We start from the raw sequence: 20351 nt of genomic DNA, 5'->3' as shown, positions 1-20351 counted from the left end.
CCACTGTCCCCGTCACGGTATGGGCCGCGGAAAGGTCTTCAACGCCCCGGCGAGCCCCGCGGCGTCGGTGCCGACCTTGCGGTAGGCGGCGGACAGCAGTTGCCGCACGCCCTGCTCGGTGAGGTGCAGTTCCTTCGCGACCACCGCCACCGGGTGGCCCTGGGCCGTCATCTCGGCGGCCCGGCGTTCGTGGGCGGTGAGCGTGTCCGTCTGGCTGTAGCGCAGGGGGAGTGGGCGCATTCCGGCGGCGGAGAGCTCCTCCCTGGCTTTGGCGGCCACGGCCTCGGCACCGCAGTGGACGGCAGTCTCCAGGCCACGGTAGAGGCGGTCGGCTGCTTCCTGGAGCCGGCTGTTCCGGGACAGCGCGGCGCCGTGGCCGACCAGGGCGCGGGACAGTTCGTAGGCGGCGGGGGACTGCTCCAGGTGTTCGACGGCCTGTGCGTGCAGGCCGAGGGCCGCGGGGCCGCCGGTGACCTCGGCCTGAACGTGCAGCGCCTGGCCGATCACGGACGCCGCGCCGAAGTCACGGGCCCGCTTGAAGGCGTCCTCGGCGAGACGGACCGCCCGGTCGGGGGCGCTGGGGGCGACAGCGGACGCCAGGTCCAACTGCCAGGCACACCAGGACGGGTTGCGCCAGGCCCGTGCCTCCAGCCGCTCCCCGACGTCGGACAGCAGGCACTCGGCTTCCGAGCGCCGGCCCTCGGCCAGCAGCAGTTCGGCGTACACCGTGCGCGGGTCGGGATAGATGACGGCGTTGGGGACGACGTCGCCGTAGTGGTACTGGTCGGCGAGGCGGCGGGCGGCGACGGCCCGGCCGCGGGCCAGCAGGATCTGGATCAGAATGCCGATGGCGAACCACTGGGCGGGTACGGCGCCTTCGACCCGGTCGGCGATGCGCAGGCCCTCCCGTGCCAGTTCCTCCGCCTCGGCCAGGCAGCCGCGGCGGTAGCGGATGTAGCCGAAGAGGGTCTGTCCGACGGCTAGGTGGGAGCCTCGCCAGCCCTTGCCCTCGCACTCGGCCATGCCCTTGATGAACAGCTCTTCGGCCCGCAGAGGCTGGTCGCAGTACATGAAGGTGAGAGCGACCGAGACGGGTACCTCGAAGCCACGGTTCTCGTCGGTCCAGCTCATCCCGCCGCGCAGAGCGTCCTCGGCGCAGGTGAGGACGGTCCGGCGCGGTTCACCACGCACCAGCGCGTCCCACGCCCGCAGGCCCAGGATGTAGCGCTCCTCCAGTCCGCGCCCGGGCAGCTTCTCGGCCAGGCGTGCCAGTCGGCGGGAGCGGGCGGGAGAGTCGGGCTCGTCCATGCGGAACGCGCTCCAGACGAAGTGGTCGGCCTGCATCCGCAGCCGGATCCGCGGGTTGGTCGCCTGCCGTGCCTCGTCGGCCGCCACGGTCGCGGCCTCGGCCAGTCGGTCGGTGTGGGCCAGGGCCTGGGCCAGCCGGTAGGCGATGGAGGCACGGAGGTCGGGGTCGACTCCGGGCTCCGTCAGTGCCTCCCGGAGATAGCCAACCGTGGCCGTGGGTTCGATGAGAAAGGTCGAGCACGCGAGTTCGTGGAGGAGTGCGGCCCGGTCCTCAGCGGGAGGCGGCTCCCGCAGGGCTCGGCTCAGGGCACGTCGGGCCGCCTCCGGGGCCCCGGCCCGAAGGTACTCACTGGCGGCCGCCCGCAGGCATTCCACTGCCTCGGGCTTGCCTTCACAGGGAACTTCCAGCAGGTGCCGGGCCGCGGCGGTGGGGCCGAGCCCGGCGGCGCGGACGGCCTCCGCGGCCGCGTTGTGCAGACCTACCCGCAGGCCGGACGGGATGGCCCGGTAGATGGTCGTGGCGATCAGCGGGTGGACGAATTCGAGCCCGCCCCCGGGGCCGTGGTCGTGTGCCAGGATCCGGGCCGCGCGCAGCCGCTCCGTGGCCTCGGAGGCCTCCTCGACGCCGATCACCGCGAGGTCCGCGGCGAGCTCCGGTGAGAAGGACCCGCCGAGCACGGCTGCGGCCCAGGCGTAGCGGACGGTGGTCGTACCGAGGCGGTGCAGGCGTTCGAGCAGTCCGGGGCCCTTCACGGCCGCTGCGAGATCCCGCATCAGGGACAATTCGTGCAGCATGCCCCGGACTTGCCGCTCGGCGAGCCGGAAGGCGAGTTCGACGGTCTCGAACGGGCTGCCACTGGTGACCGTCCAGCACTCGTCGCAGAAGTCGTCCTCGGCCTGCTCTCCCACCTTGTCCCTGATGATCCGCGCGACGGCGTCGGCACTCAGCGGCCCCAGGGCATGGGGGCGGTTCCCGTGGCGTTCGAAGACCGTGCGAATGGCATGCGCCTCGGGCGGCATGTCGTCGGGGCGATAGGCGGCGACGATCAGCAGGGGGACATCGGCGGCCCGCGGCGCGAAGGAGGCGAGCCAGCTCAGGGACTCGGCATCGGCCCAGTGCAGGTCGTCCACGAGCAGTACGACGGGCGCCTTCTTCACCGCCAGACGGGTCATGACCCAGTCGAGGCCGTCGCGCACTCCGGTCGGGTCAGGCACGTGGGAGGTGTCGCTCGCCTCGAGGCCGAGCGCGACCGCGACGATGTCGTACCAACTCCCCAGGAACGAGCGAAGCTCCGTGTCGTCCATCGTGGCCAGGGCCGGCTGCAGGAGTTGGCGCACCACGTGGAACGCCAGCCCCTGCTCGTTCTCGCCACCCTTTCCGGAGAGCACCGTGCAGCCGTGCGCGACGGCGCGGGCACGTGCCGCGGCGACGAGGGTGGTCTTCCCCATGCCGGCCGGACCGGCGAAGACGAGGAGTTCGCTGGACGGTGTGCGCGGCACACCCCCGACCGCTTCGCGCAGCTCGGTCAAGGCGCGGTCGAGCGCTCGCAATTCCCGATGGCGTTCGAGCAAAGGACGGTATTCGGTGAGGGATTGCCGCAGCCCAGGCGCCATGTGCGCTACCGCTTCCTGTCGTTGATCCGCGGAGGACGGCGCCGAGCGTACGCCCTCACGTGCACGCGGCGGTCGGGTTCGGACAGGAGAACGGCATTGCGAGTGAACTATCCACGGCAGAGCTCCGAGTGTCCGTCCCTCCGGTATTATGTGCGGCTTACCTTCATGGAACGGCATACGCGTCCGAGGTGTCCGCGTAGCGCGGCACCGTGCGGGACCAGTAGTAGCAGCCGCGAATCCAGCCGATCATGCCGTCCAGATAACCGACGCCGGCGGGGCTCAAGTCCAGCCTGATTTCCTCGTGGAGCGACTCGAACTCGCAGATCGTGCTGTTGATCAGCCGGATGGCCAGCATGAGGGCGGTCGGCAGCGGGCAGCGGTGCAGCCGCTGCCGGGCGAGGGCGACATTGATGACTCCCCCCGCCCGCTGCTCCTTGACGGCGGAAAACAGGTCGGCCGTCCACACGGCAGCGTCGACCGAAAGGCGGTTCAGCCGCCGTACGCCGGGGTGGTGGAGGTCGTCGAGGGTGAGTTCGCGGTGCTGCGCCGCCTCGTACAGGGGATAGAACGGCTCGATGCCCGCGGTGAGCGAACGGATCGAGCCGCACAGCCCTGTCCCCAGGGGCACGGAGTCGCTCTGTGCCACCGCCTCGTACAACAGCCCGTGTACGTACTCACGGCTGTTCCACGCCCAGCGGGCCGCCTGCGCGGGAGTGCACCGCTGCCGGACCTGTCGGTGGAGGTCGGCGAGGGCGGCCCCGAGAGCCGTGCTGGGGGGCCGGCCGTCCCTCAGGATCTCCACGCTCTCGGTCAGCATGGGCAGCAGCCGCCCCGGCTGTCGGCGGCCGACCTCTTCGGCCCGGTCGTCGAAGATGAACTGGTAGGCGATCTGGTTGGCGACGATCTGGAGCAGGTCGGCGTCCATGGACGGGCTGTTGTAGGCCGCGAGCTGGGCGGGGCGCGTGGCGGTGATCATGGCCGCCACCTCCGGGTCGTCGGTCAGCCCCCAGGCGCGCAGCCAGGTGTCGACGCCCGCCGCCGCCTCGGCGGCGTGGCGATTGCTCTGGAACGGGAAGGGCATGTACAGGTGGGCGTCGATCAGATCCCTGAGGCTGCCGGACGTGATCACGTCCTGCGGAACCGCTGCGATTTCCTCATGCGTCGTCGACACCGTTGTCACCTGCCGTTCGGGGTTCCTGTACGCGGGCTGCTGCGGTCGCTCGGGGAGCGAGGGATCGTGCACGGGGCGTTGTGCCGGCCGGTGCGTGCGCACGCGGTTCGCATGTCATCACCAGTGAGCGCGGCCCCAACGTCGCTGCCGGGCGCAGCCGTTCGGCGTATCCGGGCAGGTGGCGCAGCCGCCAGCGGCCGGCGACGGTGGCCAGGGCCAGTGTGGCCTCCGCGAGGGCGAAGGTGTCGCCGAGGCACTTCCGGCTGCCGGCGGCGAAAGGGAGCATCGCGCCGTGGGGCACAGCGGGCGGCCCCGGGAGCCAGCGCTCGGGAAGGAAACGCTCGGGTTCGGGGAACGAGGCGGGGTCGTGGTGCAGCAGGTAGGGGCTGTACAGAACGGTGGTTCCGCGGGGGAGCCGGTGCCCGGCGAGCGTCGTCTCCCGGGTGGTGATGCGGGTGAAGAGCCAGCCGGGCGGTCGGTGCCGCAGTGTCTCGGCGACGACGCTCCGGGTGTAGGTGAGCCGCGGCAGCGCGTCGTGGCCGGGGCGTCGCCGGCCGGCGGTTACGGCGTCGACCTCGGCATGCAGGCGGCGTTCCGCCTCCGGATGCCGGGCCAGCAGATCGAAAGCGGAGGCCAGGCACAGGGCGGTACTCTCGGCTCCGGTGAGCAGCAGCGTGACGAGCTGGTCGTGCACCTCCTGTGGGGTGACCTCTGATGATCCGTCGCGTGCGGCGGACAGGAGCGTTTCGAGTACGTCGTCCCGGTGGCCGTCCGGGACGCCGCGCCGGCGCTCCGCGACGACCTCGCCGACGATCGCGTGCACCCGGGCGACCGCCCGGCGATAACGGAGGTTCGCGGGCGTCGGGACGCGGAACAGGGCGTCGACCGGCACGGCCGTGCGGACGAACAGGCCCCGGACGATGACGGCGAGACAGTCGCCCACCTCGGCCGCCGCGGCGGCGCCGAGCGAGTCGGAGAAGAGGACGTGGTTCATCACCCGGGTTGTCAGGGCCATCGTCGTCGCGCTGACGTCGACCTGGTCCCCGGCCCGCCAGTCGCGGCACGTCAACTCCGCCTCCCGGCCCAGCATGTCCGTGTGGCCGGCAACCCGGGAGGGGCGGAAGTCGGGTTGCAGCAGCCTGCGTTGGCGTCGGTGCGTGTCCTTGCCGCACGTCACCAGCCCGTTGCCCATCAGCGGCCGCAGCCTGTTGTACAGCGGTCCCCCCTTGTCGAAGGTCCGCGGGTCCATGAGGACCTGGTGGGCCACTTCGGGGTGGCACGCCATCCAGGCGCGGAGCGGGCCCAGACGTACTTCGACCAGATCACCTTGGGCCGGCAGGGAATTCAGGAATTCCAGCGGCCGACGGAACAAGGCGATAGAGTGGCCGATGGACGGGAATATGCCCGGAGCAGTACCCACAGTCCATGCTCGTTCTGTCTCAGGTACGGCATTGCTCATCGAATACCACCTGTCTCAGTCGACGCGCGAAAGTCGGTGGTCGGTCCACCGACTTGGCGTTCGAGACATGTCCTGCCCAGTCCAAGCTGTTGACGGTGCCCCGAATCCCCTGTGCGCGGGGGCGCACGGGAGCACGGAGACGCGTGGAGCGGGCGACCTTGGGTGTGTAATACACCCAAGAATTGTCGCCTTCTGTCACTCAGACGTCTTTCGTGCTCCTTATTCGCATGCGGCGAATCCGAAGGGAATGGACGGGCCGGGCAATCAGAGGTGGGGATCGGGGTTGAACACCGGGTGATAGCTCTCCGGCGGCGCGAGATAGGTGGCGGGCAGGCCGCCGGTGTCGACGACGATCTGGTCCACCGCGATCGACGGGTCGACCATGAAGAGCCGCAGGACGTGTTCGCCGGGTTCGGTGACGGTGATGGTGGCGGTCAGCTTCTCGATTCCCTCCTCCACGTTGCGGGCCCAGGCGTCGCCGCGGTTGCCGGTGGCGACGGACTGTCCGGACAGCACGGCGACCGGCTGGTCGTCGAGGGCGACGGCGATCCGGCGGTGACCGCGTTCGTCCAGGGAGGGCAGCCGGAAGACGGTGACCGGGAAGCTCCCGGCGCTCGCGAAACGCACCCGGTACCGCAACTCCGGTGCCCGGGCGGCGAAGTCCCCGGTGACCGGTGCGGCCGTCGACGGCACCGCCTCCACCGCACCCGAACGGCGGCCCAGCCCGCGCACGGTCCGCCAGCGGGATCCGCCGCGCGCCACCCGGTGCTCGAAGTGCACGGCGTCGATCGACACGTATCCGTGCGCCTCGACGAACCCGCGGGCCCGCCGGCGAGCCCGCTCCCCGTCGTTGACCACCCGCAACGGCACCTCGACACGCCGGCCCGCACCGGTGACGACGACCGTGGACTCCTGCGCCCCTTCGGGAACGCGCGCCCAGTCGATCTCCACCCACACCCGGGTCTGCTCGGTGATCGTGCCGCCCGTCGTGCTCAGCCGGATCCACGGGTGACCGGCCTCGGCCGCCCAGTCCACGCTCAGGAAGCCGGTGTTGAAGACGTCCACGAAACGCCGGCCGCGGGTGTAGGAGGAGAAGGACAGCGGCCGGTCCACCCCGGTCTCGTTCCCCTCGGCCGCCACCCCGAGCCCCGAGGTCTCCTTCCGGGCGACCCTGGTGACGGCCGGCCGGCCCGGCGCCTTCGGGATCTGGGAGGGGTACGGATTGACGATCCCGTCCCACTTCCCGCCCGCCACCTCGGTGTTGTACCGCTTGGTGATCGCCGCTTCCTCGGCGTGGGCCGCCTCGGCCAGGTCCGCGAAGCGGTTCGCGCCGGCCCCCTGCCCCTGCCGCACGGCGAGTGCGTTGCGGTCCGCCCAGTAGTACTTGAGGTTCATCAAGTACGCCCCGTGCACCGGGTACTCGACCAGCTCGTAGTAGGCGTCCCGGTAGGCCTCGGGCAGCATGGCGCCCAAGACCCGGGTGCGCTCCAGCAGCCGGCCGTAGGCGTCCGTCCGGCGCCCGGCCTCGTCACCGTGGTGGATGACGGAGAACATGGTGCGGTCGATGAACTCCGGGCGCCGCTCGGCGGCGAGCCGGTAGTACTCGGTACGGATCGCGGCGATCTCCGGTCCGTGGCGGCGCCCGAACTGCCGCCCGGCCCATTCGGCCAGGAAGCCCTCGACCTCGTCGGCGTCCCACCGGTCCACGTCCCAGGCCATGTCCATGGAGAAGGACAGCCCGGTCTCGATCGACTTCACGTCACCGACGTTGAAGATCCACATCCGGTCGGCGCCGTGCTCGTACACCCGGCGCAACTCCTGCCACACCTTGGACAGTTGGGTGGTGTCCAGCCACAGATAGCTGCGCGGACGGCCCCAGTAGGAGAGGTGGTAGTAGATGCCGTTGCCGCCCGCGCGGACGCGCTCCGCCTCGTTCGGCAGCTGGCGCATGTTGCCGTGGTTGTCATCCGGCCAGATCAGCGTGACGTCGTCGGGGACCCGCACACCCGCGTTGTACAGGTCCAGGACCTCCTTGTACGGAATGAAGATCTGCGGCTCGGCCGCCGCACCGACCTCCTCGGCCAGGATCCGGCGCTGGTCCGCGATGATGTCGTTCATCACCACGACCTTCTCCGGAATGGTCGTCGCGTGCTTCGTCTCCAGCGCGGAGTCGTGCAGCCCGCGCATGCCGAGCGTCCAGCTGCTCTCGTACGACGCGTTCTGCCGCGCTCTGGCTCTCCAGTAGTCGGAGATGACACCCGGGTTCACCGTGTAGTCGTAGAGGGGCAGGGTGCCGTCCGCGCCGGGATGCTCCTTCGCCCACGGCTCCCACTCGTGGACGCCGTTGCGCAGCAGAGCCTCCGGGTGACTGGAGCCGACGACGATGCCGTAGAGGTCGGCGAGTTGCGGGTTGTCGCGGTGCTTGTTGAAGAAGTCGGAGTACGGATGCATGGCCGGCCACAGGTAGTTGGCCTTCAGACGGAGCAGCAGTTCGAAGACGCGTTTGTACGTCTCGGGGCCGATGTTCTTGTCCGGCTCCTGGGTGCGACGCGACCAAGTGGTGAGGTTCTGCTCGTCGTTGATGAAAATGCCCCGATAGCGGACGGAGGGTTCACGCCGTTTGAGGGGTCCCGCAGGCACCGTCACGGTGTCGCGGTGTACGACGGGCACGTCGGCCCACCAGTACCAGGGGGAGACGCCGATGCGCTCCGAGGTGTCGTACACACCGTAGACGGTGCCCCGCCGGTCGCTGCCCGCGATCACCAGGGCGCGGTCCACTCCCGGTAAGGGGCGCTCGACCACCTGGGTCACCGACGCCTCCCAGCGCCCCTTCACCCCGGACACGTCCAGACGCCGGTCCGCGACGAGCCGGTCGATGACGGGACTGGCGCCGAGCGTGCCCACCAGGACCAGGTGCGTCGCCCGTTCGGGCAGGGAGTGCAGCAACCGCGGCCGTACGCCGCTGACCCGTTCGATGTCGGCGGGCAGGTCCCCGGCCGCGCGGACCACGGCATGGTCGTCCGCCGCGTCCACGAACACGTCCGCGGCGACGCCGCCCTGGACGAGGGGGAAGGCCGGGCGGTGCGAGGGGGCGGCCTCGGCGGCCCGGGCGGTCGTGGGAAAGACCCCCGGGAGCAATGGGGTGACCCCGACAGCCGTCATTCCGCGCAGGAACGACTTGCGGGTCCATGACTGCGAGGAACCCTGCGGTTCGTTGTGCGGCACGAGACGCTTCCTTTCCGCCCCGGGGCACCCTCGGCGGCCCCTGGTGCGGACCGTCCGGCAGGGCTGGGCGCAGGGGCTGGGGAGTAGGCCGAAGAGCGACGGAAGTGGAACGCTTGCGTGGTCATGCGCAGGTGGGAAAGTGCTTAGAAAGCGCTTGCTGTCGCACTTTAGGCCAGGGCCGGACGAGGCGTCCAGAGTCGTGCGTGACCGGAGTGCCGACGGGGGAGCGGACAGGCGTCTGAGGCGCCCGGGATGACGGGGGTCGGTTGGATGCGACCGGCATTGTTGCTGCCGCACTCGTGCGGCGGGTGCGGCAGGTGCGGCGATGCCGGCCTTGCTGGGGCCGGTCCGGCGCGTCGCGTCTGCGTTCCTGCGGACGTTCAGGCGGGCCGTACCGCGCCGCGGATCGCCGACTCCCCTGCGTAGAAGACGGATTCCTCGCGGATGTACGCCCCCGGGCCCGGCGCGTGGATCATCGTGCCGTTGCCGATGTAGAGGCCCACGTGGCTGAGGTCGTCGTAGAAGAAGACCAGGTCGCCGAGGCGCGTGTCGGCAAGGGGCACCAGCGTGCCGGAGGCCGCCTGGGCGAGTGTGGCGCGGGGAAGGTCGACGCCGGCGGCCCGCCAGGCGGCCTGGATGAGGCCGGCGTTGTCGTACGAGCCCGGGCCGGCCGCGCCCCAGACGCACGGCTTGCCGATCTGGGCGCGGGCGAAGGCGAGCGCGCGGGAGGCCTTGGGCTCGTGGGCCGGGGCTTCCGGTGCCTGGGTGAGGCCGACCGGTGCCGGTGCTGCCGGTGCTGCGGGGGCGAGGGGGATGCCCGCGCCGGAGGTGCCGTCCGGCTGGAAGGGCGCGGCCGTGGGGAAAGGCGCGGTGGTGCCGAAGGGCGGCTGTGCGGTGGTGGGCGCGGCCGTGGCGGGGGTGGCGAACGTGAGGGACGCGTCCGAGGGCAGCGGCGTGGACGGGGGGAGCGGAGCGGCCGTGGGGGGCGCCATGGCGATGGACGCGTCCATGGAGGGCGACGCGTCCACCAGGGGCGAGTTCGTGGCGAGGGGCGTGTTGGCGGTGAGCTGAGCGCCCATGGGGGGAGGCGTCGCCGCGGTGGTGAACGGGTCCGTGGCCGCCGGCGTCTCCATGGCGAAGGACGTGCCTGCGCCGAAGGACGTGTTGGAGGTCAGGGGTGCGCCCGTGGTGGTGAACGGGTCCGTGGCCGGCGGCGTTTCCATGGCGAAGGACGTCCCCGCGCCGAAGGACGTGCCCGCACCGAAGGACGAGTTCGAGGTCAGCGGAGCACCCTGCGCGGTGAACGGGTCCGTGGCCGGCGGCGTTTCCATGGCGAAGGACGTGCCCGCACCGAAGGACGAGTTCGAGGTCAGCGGAGCACCCTGCGCGGTGAACGGATCCGTGGCCGGCGGCGTCTCCATGGTGAAGGACGTGCCCGTGCTGAGCGGCAGGTCCATGGCAAGGGATGTCTCCGTGGCGAGCGGCTGCTGTTGCTGCCAGAGAGGGTCGGGGTCGAGGCGGGTCTCCGGGGCCGGGGCGGGCCATATGTCCTCGGCCGGGCCGGACCCGATCGCCGTGAGCGACGTGCTCGGCTGGGCTGCCTGAGCGGTGCGCGTGGCCAGCAGGTCGCGGGCTGTGGCGAGTTGGCGCTGGATGCGTTCCTTCGAGGTCCGCAGCGAGGACTGCCCCGACTCGGCCGCGGCGGCGGGCAGTGCCCTGGGAGCCGCCTGCTGCCCAGTGTCCGACTGCGCCACGGGCGTGGACGGCAGTGCCGGTGTGGACCCGGCGGTCAGCTCCGGGGTGGAGCGGTCGGCAGCCGCCGGGGCGGGGATGCCGGGGGCGGCCACCGGGCGCGCGGGCCGGGCGGCGGCCGGTGGGGCCTGTCTCCGGTCGGTCGGCAGGGCTGCCGGAACGGTCGGACCCAGCTTGGCACGTGCCACGTCGAACCACTGCCGGGCGACGTCGGTGATGGCGGGATCGGCCTGCCTGCGCGCGTCGTCGGTCCGGGCGTCGACGCGTCCGCGACCGCCGTCGGTGACCGGGCCCGCTCCCGCGCCCCCTCGCCCGGCATCGGCGGGCGAACCGGCGCGTTGGCGGGGGATCGCTGCCGCGCGGGTCGCGTTGAAGGTCCCGGTGTCGCTCTCGGCCCGGTTGTAGAGGTTGTCGACCCGCTGCCGGACCTCTTCGCGGCTCGGTCCGTCGTCCCCGGTCGCGGGAGTGGCGCTCGCGGTCTGGGAGAGGAGGGCCACGGAGGTGAGAGCCGCCGTGGCGAGTGCGGAGTTGCGCATGCCCGGGAGGTTGATCCCTCCGGGTCGCGGGGTTCGCTCCGGCGCCATGGAAGACGTACTCCTTCCGTAACCCGTGCCCGAACTCCGCTAGCCGAAGCGGCTGGTGGGCCCGGTCAGAGGGTGACTCGACCAAGAAACGCGCGACACGGCGGGGTTCGCCGGAGGAAGTCGTGCGGTCAGGCGGCCAACTTAACCAACTTGTGTGACTGGTGTGAAGATTGAAGGGTGAAATGCCCGATACGTAACTGTGACCTTCGTCGTGTTGCTCCGACGGGCCTCCAACGGGCCTCCAACGGGCCTCCGGCGGACCTGCGTCGGTGCGTGAACTCGTTCCGGGCGTGGACAAGCCCGGCGCCCGCCCCTGACGCGACGCCGGTCAGCGCGCGGCCCGCTGCCCCTGCCAGGCCTCGTAGTGGTCCAGCACCGTCTGCTCGACAGGGCGGTAGCTGATGCCGAGTTCGCGCACGCTCCTGCTGTTGTCCACCCGGAAGCGGATGCCGAGGTGCGCCCGGATGTAGTCCTGGGTCAGGCCGAAGGCGGGGCCGAGGACGCGTACCGGCCAGTGCGGGAGCGCGGTGCGCGGCAGGCGCACGGCACGGGGGTGCCGCGCCCGGATGATGCGGGACATCTCGTGGAACGACGTCATCGTCTCGGCCGCGACGATGTAGCGCCCTTTCGCGTCGGGGTTCTCGGCCGCCGCGATGTGCGCGTCGGCCACCTCCCGCACGTCGGCCGTCGTGAAGGCGAAGTCCGGTGCTCCGTAGAAGAAGTAGCCCTTGAACAGTTCCTCCAGCAGGAAGAGGCTGCCGGACTCCGACGCGGGGGAGAGGGAAGGGCCCAGGATCAGGCCGGGGTTGACGGAGACCATGCGCCAGCGGTCCTGGGCGGCCTCCGCCTCCCACGCCGCGCGTTCCGCGACCGTCTTCGCGTAGTGGTAGGGGTTGTTCCGCACCGTGCTGGTGGTGTTGAAGTACTTCTCCGAGAGCACCTGGCCGTCCATGGCCAGCACGTCGGCGTAGTCGCCGAAGATGGCGCCGACGGTGGAGGTGAAGACCAGTCGCTCGACCGTCGGCGTTCTCTCCAGGCTCGCCAGCACGTTGCGGGTGCCGAGCAGGGCCGGGTCCACCATGTCCCGTCGGCCGTCCTTGATCTTCTCCGGCATGAGGAACGGCGACGCCACATGGAAGACCACCCGGCAGCCGCGGATCGCGTCGTCGAAGGACCCCTCGCGCAGCAGGTCCGCCTCGAACAGGTCCAGCAGGCCCGGGAACTCCTCCTGCATCTCCCGCAGCGGCCTGACCTTCACCGTGTGTGCGAGGCTCCGCACGGTGGTGCGCACCGCGTAGCCACGCTCCAACAGCCGTCGGACCAGATGACTGCCGACAAAACCACTGCCGCCGGTCACCGCGACGACCGTCGCCCCGCCTTTGCCCACGCCTCACTCCTCAGTCCCGCTCACCGGTACGCCCGGGGGCACGCGATCCGTGCCCCCGGCCAGAGTCGGGCATGCCCTTCCGGAAGGGAACATCAATGGCCGAGTTGTGATCGTTGTCGGTGGCTACGGGAAGGCATGTGGGTTCGCCGTGGGTGTTCTGTCCTGATGTCGGCGTCAGAGCCGCAGCCCCTGCTCCGGGTGTCTGTGGTCCTCGGCACCTTTGCGGGCCGCCTCGGGCCGGTGGATGCCGCGGGGGCGGTAGCCGAGTTCGTCGGAGCGGCCCAGCAGGTCGGCCAGGAGCCAGACGATGGCCAGCCACATCTCGGTGCTCTGGAGGCCCGGTTCCGGGCCCGGGCCCACCGTGCCCGGGCCGAAGCCGAAGCCGAAGCCGAAGCCGCGGCCGTCCCGCCATCGGGTGAGGGCGAGGGCAAGCTGCCGCTCGGCCCAGGCCCGGATCTCGGCGGTGCGGTAGCCGGCGGCCCCGGAGCCCGTCCCGAGCTGTCGTGTGCACAGCCACAAGGGGTGGGCGACGTCCAGCACGTTGCAGGCGTTCTCCTGGCCCGCCCCGAAGTACCGGGTGTCCCGGGCGTGGTCCAGGACGGCGTCCACGACTCGCTCCGGGTGGGGCACGGGCAGTCCGAACTGGGCGAACGACCCGCGCGTCAGCCGGTAGTAGCCGTTGACCACCTGCAGTCGCCCTGCGCCTGGTGAGAGGACGCCCCACATCCCCGTCCAGGGGTCGGCACGGGTGAGCAGCCAGCCGAACAGCGCCTCCAGCGCTCCGGGCTGCGTTCCGCCACCGTGAGGGCGCCGCAGGTTCCCGTGGGCGGCCGTGGCCCAGGCGTCGATCCAGGCTCCGGCGCCCCATGCGTTGTCCCGCCAGGGCAACTCGTCCAGCCGTGCGACGAGTTGAGAGGCCGTCATGTCCTGGACCCCCCGCACCGGATGGGGGAGGGCCACGCCCAGCAGGTCCAGCGCGTAGCCGACGCACAGGACGTGGTAGAGCGCCGCTCCCTCGCCGGGAAAGCCGTCGTCCGGCAGGGACGCGCCGAACTCGGGCACCAACCCGGTCGCCGGGTCCTGGAGCGCGGCCAGGCGCCCGCTGTGCTCGTCGGCCGTCAACTGCCCCGGGGCGGAGCCCAGCAGCAGGTCGGCGATCTCCACGGCGTCGCAGTGCGCCCGGACGGTGGGCGCGGCGCCGGGACGGTCGACGTACCGCTCGCCGTCCCAGCAGCGGGCCAGCAGGCCGGGAGCCTGGGCGCGGGCGGTGTCGGCGAAGCGGCTGAGATCCGTGCCGCCCGCAGGGGCCGGCGCGGTGTCCCGGCGGTCACGGATCGGGCGGGCCGGATTCCCCGCGGCCACCGTCCACGCCGGAAGGTCCTTCGTGACGACCGCTCCCGCGCCGATCACACAGTGGTCGCCGAGGGTCACGCCGTCCACCACGACCACGTGCGAGCCGATCCACACGTCGTCCCCGACCTTGATCCCGCTGCTGGTGAGCGGTTGCCGGTGGACCGGCCGGTCGGGGTCCATGGAGTGGTTGAATCCGAGCAGCGAGGTGTGGGCCCCGATCCGTACACCGTCGCCCAGTGCCACGGCACCTCGCACGGTGGTGAACGGATTCAGCGTGCAGTCCGCGCCGGCGGCCAACTCCCCGGTGACATAGGCGTGGGCGGCGATGTACGAGCCGGCCCCGAGCCGCAGCCGGTCCGGGAACACGGCAGCCGACTCGGCGACGTAGCACCGCTCGCCGATCTCGACGTCCCCGCCGATCGCCCGCTGCCGTTCCCGCTGGGCGAGGCGCTGCTCCTCGGTCGCCTCCCCCGCGAACAGCCAGGGGCAGTGGTCGAAGTGCCGTACGGACGGCTCCTGGTGATCCATGGGCCGTACGCTAAGCGTCCCGGTACTTCACCGGAAGGGTCCGTGAGTCTCACCGGTCCGGCAGCCCGCCCGGCCTGACCAGCCCCGTCTCATACGCCAGGACGACGGCCTGGGCGCGGTCGCGCAGGGCCAGCTTGGCGAAGATGCGGGCCACGTGCGACTTCACCGTGGCCTCGCTCAGGGTCAGTTCGGCGGCGAGCTCGGTGTTGGACAGGCCGCGGCCCAGCAGGGTCAGGACCTCCAGTTCGCGAGGCGTCAGAGCGGCGAGATCCGCGGGCGCGACGCCGGGACGGTCGCCGTGCGAGGCGAAGCGTTCCACCAGGCGCCGGGTGATGGACGGGGCCAACAGGGCGTCACCCGTGTCGACCAGCCGTACGGCCGCCGCCAGGTGTTCGGGGGTGACGTCCTTCAGCAGGAAGCCGCTCGCCCCGAGGGACAGCGCGGTGTAGACATAGCGGTCCAGGTCGAAGGTGGTCAGCATCAGCACCCGGCAGTGCGGGGCGTGTGCCAGGATGCGGCGGGTGGCCTCCAGGCCGTCCACGTTCGGCATGCGGATGTCCATCAGCACGACGTCCGGGCCGAGTTCGCGGGCCATCGCCACCGCCTCGGCGCCGTCGGCCGCCTCGCCGACCACCTCTATGCCCCGCGCGTTCAGGATCAGTCGGAAGCCGGTGCGGATCAGGTTCTGGTCGTCGGCGATGAGCACGCGGGGCGTCCGCTCGGCCGTCGTCACGGGCGGTCCAGGGGGATGCGCGCCCTGACCCGGTAGCCGCCGCCGAGCCGGCGCCGGGCGTCCAGGTCGCCGCCGTAGACCGCGACCCGCTCGCGCAGGCCGAGCAGTCCGCGTCCGGTGCCGTCCGGGTGCCGGGGTGCCGTCCGCGCGGGCGCGGCGCCGGTCAGGACGCTCGGGCCGGAGTTCAGGACCTCCACGCGCAGCGCGTGGTCCGCGTACCGCACGGTGACCTCGGCTTTTCCTCCGTCGCCGTGTCTGAGCGCGTTGGTCAGCGCCTCCTGGACGATCCGGTACGCGGTCACGTCGATCCCCTGCGGTAGCGGGCGCGGCTCACCCGAGATCCGCACCTCCACGGGCAGCCCGGCGAAGGAGACCCGGTCGACGAGCGGGCCGAGCCGGTCGAGGCCGGGCTGCGGAGCCAGCTCCACCGAGTCGCCGGCGTCGCCGACAGGGCCGGGATCCACGTCCTCGCCGCTCGCCGACGGAGCCAACAGCCCCAGCAGATGCCGTAGATCGGTCATCGCACCGCGTCCCGCCTCCTCCACCGCCCGCAGCGCTGCCGCGGCCTCGTCCGGCATCGTGCCCAGCACCTCGCGGGCCGCCCCGGCCTGCACCACCATCAGGCTGACATTGTGACTGACGATGTCGTGCAACTCCCTTGCGATGCGGTCGCGTTCGGCCGCGACGGCGGACCGCGCGGCGCTCTCCCGCTCCCGCTCCAGCAGCCAGCCGCGCTCCCCGACGGCCGCCTGCCACCGGCGCCGCGTACGCCACAGCGCGACCGCCAGCCCGACGGCCGCCGCGCACGCCACCCCCAGCGCCGCCATCAGCGCGTTCGTCTCCCCGTTCGCCACGGGCCTCACCTTGGCAGACCGGCACGGGATCCGCATCAGCCTGTGGATCGAGGGCCCTGCATCTCCAGGATGAGCGGGCGCCCGATGTGCCATCCGTGGAGGGATGTTCAGGCCGTCGTACCCTCCGTAGCGTCTTCCGCATGATCACCGAGGAGAGCACATGATCACTGGGGAGAACAGGGGAGAGGCCGTCGTACGACTCGACGGAGTGCGCAAGGAGTACGGCGAGACGACCGCGCTGGACGGAGTGTCGCTGGAGATCCGGGCGGGGGAGGCGGTCGCCGTGATGGGGCCCTCGGGGTGCGGGAAGTCCACCTTCCTCAACATGATCGCCGGGTTGGACCGGCCGACCGGCGGCACGGTCGTCGTGCACGGCGAGAACGTGGGGGAGTTGAGCGAGAAGGGCCTCGCCCTGTACCGGCGCCGCCGCATCGGCATGATCTTCCAGTTCTTCAACCTCGTCGACGACCTGTCGGCGCTCGACAACGTGGCGCTGGCCGCGCAGCTGACCGGCACGCCGGCGCGGCAGGCCCGCCGACGCGCCCTGGAGCTCTTCGACGAACTCGGCATCGCGGACCGCCGCAACGCCTATCCGGCGGTGCTCAGCGGCGGCGAGCGGCAACGCGTCGCCGTGGCCAGGGCGTTGATGAACCGTCCGGCCCTGCTGCTGGCCGACGAGCCGACCGGCGCCCTGGACAGCCGCGCCGGCGAACAGGTGATGGACCTGCTGCTCGACCTCAACCAGATCGGCCAGACCCTGATCCTGGTGACCCACGACGACCAACTGGCCCGGCGCTGCGCCAGCCGGCTGGTCGAGTTCGCCGACGGCCGGGTGACCGGCGAGCACAGCCTGGAGCCGTCCGCATGAGGGCGGTGTGGCGGGCCGCCCGCGCGGCGGTGCGGCGGCGCAGACTCCAGACCCTCGTCATCGCCCTGGTCACGCTGACCTCGACGGCGGCGATCGTGGTGGCGCTCGGCCTGGTCGACGCGGCCTCCGCACCCTTCGACAAGGCCTTCGGTAAGCAGCGCGGCGCGCATGTCACCGCCGCCTTCGATCCCTCCAGGGTCTCGGACGCGGAGCTGGCGCGGGCGGCCCGGCAGCCCGGCGTCGAGGCCGCCGCCGGGCCCTTCGCCCAGGCCGCGGTCGAACTGCCGCGCGGGACCATGGACTTCGGCCTCGGCGGCGAGCTCACCGTCGTGGGCCGCGACGACCCGGCGGGCCCGGTGGGCCGACTGGACCTGTGGGCGGGGCGCTGGGCCACCGGGCCGGGCGAGGTCGTCCTGAACCGGCAGCCCGACTGGACCGCGGACGACCTCGGCAAGAAGCTCCGGGTGCCCGCGGGCCCGGACCTCACCGTCGTCGGGTTCGCCTTCGACCTCGGCCGGACCGCGGACGCCTGGGTCGCCCCCGAGCAGATCACGGCCCTGCACCCCACCACCACGCAGATGCTCTTCCGCTTCACGGACGCCTCCTCGCAGGACCGGCTCCGCGCGAACCTGGCCGCCGTCACCGACGGGCTGCCGCAGGGCGCGCTGACCGCCTCGCAGTCGTACCTCACCCTCAAGCAGCAGATCGGCGGTTCCGCCCGCGCGTTCACGCCCTACCTGATGGCCTTCGGCATCCTCGGCATCGTCGTGGCGGTGCTCATCGTCGCCAACGTCGTCAGCGGCGCGGTGATCTCCGGCTTCCGGCACATCGGCATCCTCAAGGCCCTCGGCTTCACCCCGGGACAGGTGCTCGCCGTGTACCTCACGATGATCTCCGTCCCCGCGGGCGTCGGCTGTGTCCTCGGCACCGTCGCCGGCAACCTCGTGGCCCGCCCTCTCTTCGAGTTCGTCTTCACGGGGCCGGACGCCGGGGTGTTCCACGACAGCGTGGGCATCGCGCCCTGGGTGAATGTCCTCGCCCTGCTCGGCATGCCCGGCGTGTGCCTCCTCGCCGCGCTCGCCCCGGCGGCCCGCGCGCACCGGCTGCCCGCGGCGCGGGCGATCAGCGCGGGCAGCGCCCCGCGGGCCGGGCGCGCCCTGGGCATCCAGCGGCGGCTGGCGAGCAGCAGACTGCCGCGCTCGGTGAGCCTGGGAGTCGGCCTGCCGTTCGCCCGGCCCGGGCGCAGTGCCCTCACCCTCGCCGCAGTGGTCCTGGGTGTGACCACCGTGACGTTTGCGAGTGGCCTGGCCACGTCGATGACGAGATTCGGCGAGGCGGGCCGCGACGCCTTCCAGGTCACGGTGTACGTCGGCACGTACAAGGACGGCAAGGAGATCCGGCCGACGCACACCGACGCCGAGCTCCGGTCACTGTTGCGGTCCCTGCCGGGCGCCGACGAGGTCACCGCCAGGGCGGACGTCGAGGTGCGCATGGCCGGCTCCGCGCAAAAGGTGATGCTCGAAGGCCGCCGGGGCGACCGGCCACAGCTGGACAGCGTCCTGACCGACGGCCGGTGGATGCACCGGAGCGGCGAGATCGTGGCCGGCTCGGCCTTCCTGCGCCACAACGACCTGCGGGTCGGCGACCGCGTCCGTCTGGAGAAGGGTGACCGGCACCAGACGCTGGCGATCGTGGGGGAGTACATGCACAACGACCGTCGACTCGTCGTCACCGACCAGTCGACGCTGACCGCCCTGGCCCCCCAGGAGAAGCCCATCGCCTACCACGTCAAACTCCGCGAGGGAACGGACTCGGCCGCCTACGCCCGCGCGGCCCGGGCCGCCGACCCCGGGATCAGACCGGACCCGGTCGGCGCCAACACCGTCACGCAGACCATCGTCGGCTCGGCGACGGTCCTCACGGTGATGCTCGCCGTGGTCGCCTCCCTCGGCGTCTTCAACACGGTCGTCCTCAACACCCGCGACCGCCGCCGCGACCTCGGCATGCTCAAGTCCATCGGCATGACGCCACGGCAGGTCACGGCGATGACGGTGACCTCGATGGCGGTGCTCGGCGCCCTCGGAACCGTGGTCGGCATACCGCTGGGCATGCTCGGCCACGAGCTGGTCGTCCCGCGGATGGCGGAGGCCGTGGACATCACCCTGCCCTCGTACATGACGGACGTGTGGCAGGCGCCCGCGCTGCTCGCCCTGGCCCCGGCGGGCGTGGCGATCGCCGTCCTGGGTGCGTACGTCCCGGCGCGCAGAGCGGCACGGCTGACGGTCGCCGAGGTGCTGCACAACGAGTAGGCGGACGGCTGCTCCGCCCCGCGCCTCGGGAACTCAGTCGGCGGCGACGTTCGAGGTGAGCAGGCGGAGCAGTTGCTTGGCCAGGGCGTCCTGCTCCGGGGTCAGGCCCATGGCGTCACCGATGGCGAGCGGCACCGTACCCGCGCGGTCCCGGAGCCGGGCTCCGGCGTCGCTGAGGCGGATGGCGACCGAGCGCTCGTCGTCCGCCCGCCGCTCGCGGTGCAGCAGGCCGTTCGCCTCCAGGCGCTTGAGCAGGGGGGAGAGGGTGCTGGACTCCAACTGGAGCGAGGCGCCCAGCTCACGGACCGAGATCGAGTCCTGCTCCCACAGCACGAGCATGACCAGGTACTGCGGATAGGTCAGGCCCAGCTCGTCCAGCAGCGGCCGGTAGCGCGCCGTGACCGCACGGGAGGCGGCGTACAGGGCGAAGCAGAGCTGGTCGTCCAGGAGCAGCGACCCGTCGGCCGGTTCGGGGGCTGTGCTCACGGGTCGGCTCCTGATTCCTGTGCTGGTCATCTGTTCGCACCACCCTAGCGTTGAAGTCCAGTCGATAATATCGCGGCCTAATTAGTTGTGCACGACTGAATCGAGCGCTACTCTCCCTGTATGCCGCCTCTCCGGGCCGGGATCCCCCCGCCGGAGCCTGCCCGCGGCACCCCATCCGAGGAGATCGCCATGACCGAAACCCGCCCGGTCCTCGAGCCCGCCGCCCAGGCCTTCGCCGAGGCGACCGCGAATCCGCCCTACCTCTTCGACCTCCCGCCCGCGGAGGGCCGCAAGGCGGTCGACGAGGTGCAGTCCGGCGAGATCGACAAGCCGGAGACCGACGAGGAGTGGATCACCGTCCAGGGCGGTCCCACGGGCAGCGTCCGGGCCCGTGTCGTCAGGCCCGCGGGCGCCCGGGAAACCCTGCCGGTGATCATCTACATCCACGGAGCGGGCTGGGTGTTCGGCAACGCCCACACCCACGACCGGCTGGTGCGCGAACTCGCCGTGGGCGCGAGGGCCGCCGTGGTCTTCCCCGAGTACGACCTCGCCCCCGAGGCCCGCTACCCGGTCGCCATCGAGCAGAACTACGCGGTCGCCCGCTGGGTCGTCGACCACGGCGCCGCCCAGAACCTGGACGCCACCCGCATCGCCGTCGCCGGTGACTCGGTCGGCGGCAACATGACCGCCGCACTGACCCTGATGGCCAAGGAACGCGGC

At 71.8% G+C, this 20351-nt stretch carries 13 protein-coding genes; 3 read left to right on the top strand and 10 right to left on the bottom strand.

Going from position 1 to position 20351, the window contains the following annotated elements; genetic code table 11:
* Nucleotides 1-12 precede the first annotated feature (12 nt).
* The 9 genes from ACZ5XS_RS08830 to ACZ5XS_RS08790 form a co-directional block, all read right to left on the bottom strand.
* On the bottom strand, nt 13-2922 hold the full coding sequence (locus ACZ5XS_RS08830) for an ATP-binding protein (protein WP_468649184.1): 2910 nt from the start codon (nt 2920-2922) through the stop codon (nt 13-15).
* Between the two features lie 163 nt (nt 2923-3085).
* Nucleotides 3086-4093 (bottom strand): (-)-alpha-amorphene synthase, encoded by a 1008-nt coding sequence (locus tag ACZ5XS_RS08825; protein WP_468649182.1) that lies wholly within the window; start codon nt 4091-4093, stop codon nt 3086-3088.
* Complete coding sequence (locus tag ACZ5XS_RS08820; RefSeq protein ID WP_468649180.1) at nt 4077-5465, bottom strand: cytochrome P450; 1389 nt, start codon at nt 5463-5465, stop codon at nt 4077-4079. The genes ACZ5XS_RS08825 and ACZ5XS_RS08820 overlap by 17 nt, the downstream gene beginning before the upstream one ends.
* Before the next feature lie 351 nt (nt 5466-5816).
* On the bottom strand, nt 5817-8714 hold the full coding sequence (locus tag ACZ5XS_RS08815; protein ID WP_468649664.1) for a glycosyl hydrolase 115 family protein: 2898 nt from the start codon (nt 8712-8714) through the stop codon (nt 5817-5819).
* A gap of 443 nt (nt 8715-9157) precedes the next feature.
* Entirely contained in the window at nt 9158-11065 is a 1908-nt protein-coding gene (locus ACZ5XS_RS08810; RefSeq protein ID WP_468649178.1) for a C40 family peptidase, read from the bottom strand.
* A 376-nt stretch (nt 11066-11441) separates the two neighbouring features.
* Nucleotides 11442-12500 carry an NAD-dependent epimerase/dehydratase family protein gene (locus ACZ5XS_RS08805; protein ID WP_468649176.1) on the bottom strand — a complete coding sequence of 353 codons (1059 nt, stop codon included), beginning with the start codon at nt 12498-12500 and terminating at the stop codon, nt 11442-11444.
* Between the two features lie 174 nt (nt 12501-12674).
* Nucleotides 12675-14381, bottom strand: coding sequence for an acyltransferase (locus tag ACZ5XS_RS08800; protein WP_468649174.1), 1707 nt, complete (start codon nt 14379-14381; stop codon nt 12675-12677).
* A 49-nt stretch (nt 14382-14430) separates the two neighbouring features.
* Entirely contained in the window at nt 14431-15114 is a 684-nt protein-coding gene (locus tag ACZ5XS_RS08795; RefSeq protein ID WP_468649172.1) for a response regulator, read from the bottom strand.
* Nucleotides 15111-15968: a sensor histidine kinase gene (locus tag ACZ5XS_RS08790; protein ID WP_468649170.1), complete on the bottom strand. Its 858-nt coding sequence runs from the start codon at nt 15966-15968 to the stop codon at nt 15111-15113. Before ACZ5XS_RS08790 ends, ACZ5XS_RS08795 begins: the two co-directional genes overlap by 4 nt.
* 160 nt (nt 15969-16128) lie before the next feature.
* Here ACZ5XS_RS08790 and ACZ5XS_RS08785 point away from each other — a divergent pair, with 160 nt between their 5' ends.
* Entirely contained in the window at nt 16129-16836 is a 708-nt protein-coding gene (locus tag ACZ5XS_RS08785; RefSeq protein ID WP_468649168.1) for an ABC transporter ATP-binding protein, read from the top strand.
* Nucleotides 16833-19145, top strand: a complete 2313-nt coding sequence (locus tag ACZ5XS_RS08780; RefSeq protein WP_468649166.1) for an ABC transporter permease — start codon at nt 16833-16835, stop codon at nt 19143-19145. The genes ACZ5XS_RS08785 and ACZ5XS_RS08780 overlap by 4 nt, the downstream gene beginning before the upstream one ends.
* Before the next feature lie 33 nt (nt 19146-19178).
* Here the strand turns inward: ACZ5XS_RS08780 and ACZ5XS_RS08775 are convergent, their stop codons facing one another.
* Entirely contained in the window at nt 19179-19631 is a 453-nt protein-coding gene (locus ACZ5XS_RS08775) for a MarR family winged helix-turn-helix transcriptional regulator (RefSeq protein WP_468649164.1), read from the bottom strand.
* 189 nt (nt 19632-19820) lie between these two features.
* Between ACZ5XS_RS08775 and ACZ5XS_RS08770 the strand changes: the two genes are divergently transcribed.
* The coding region (locus ACZ5XS_RS08770) for an alpha/beta hydrolase (protein WP_468649162.1) at nt 19821-20351 on the top strand (531 nt) is incomplete at its 3' end.

Source organism: Streptomyces sp. NPDC033131 (assembly GCF_055578365.1).
This window is presented reverse-complemented; position numbering and strand designations above follow the sequence as displayed.

What these genes read in the sequence shown, in the direction of transcription:
- ACZ5XS_RS08830 (WP_468649184.1), bottom strand. Translation starts at nt 2,922, where the DNA reads ATGGCGCCTGGGCTGCGGCAATCCCTCACCGAATACCGTCCTTTGCTC.
- ACZ5XS_RS08815 (WP_468649664.1), bottom strand. Translation starts at nt 8,714, where the DNA reads ATGACGGCTGTCGGGGTCACCCCATTGCTCCCGGGGGTCTTTCCCACG.
- ACZ5XS_RS08810 (WP_468649178.1), bottom strand. Translation starts at nt 11,065, where the DNA reads ATGCGCAACTCCGCACTCGCCACGGCGGCTCTCACCTCCGTGGCCCTC.
- ACZ5XS_RS08800 (WP_468649174.1), bottom strand. Translation starts at nt 14,381, where the DNA reads ATGGATCACCAGGAGCCGTCCGTACGGCACTTCGACCACTGCCCCTGG.
- ACZ5XS_RS08785 (WP_468649168.1), top strand. Translation starts at nt 16,129, where the DNA reads ATGATCACTGGGGAGAACAGGGGAGAGGCCGTCGTACGACTCGACGGA.
- ACZ5XS_RS08780 (WP_468649166.1), top strand. Translation starts at nt 16,833, where the DNA reads ATGAGGGCGGTGTGGCGGGCCGCCCGCGCGGCGGTGCGGCGGCGCAGA.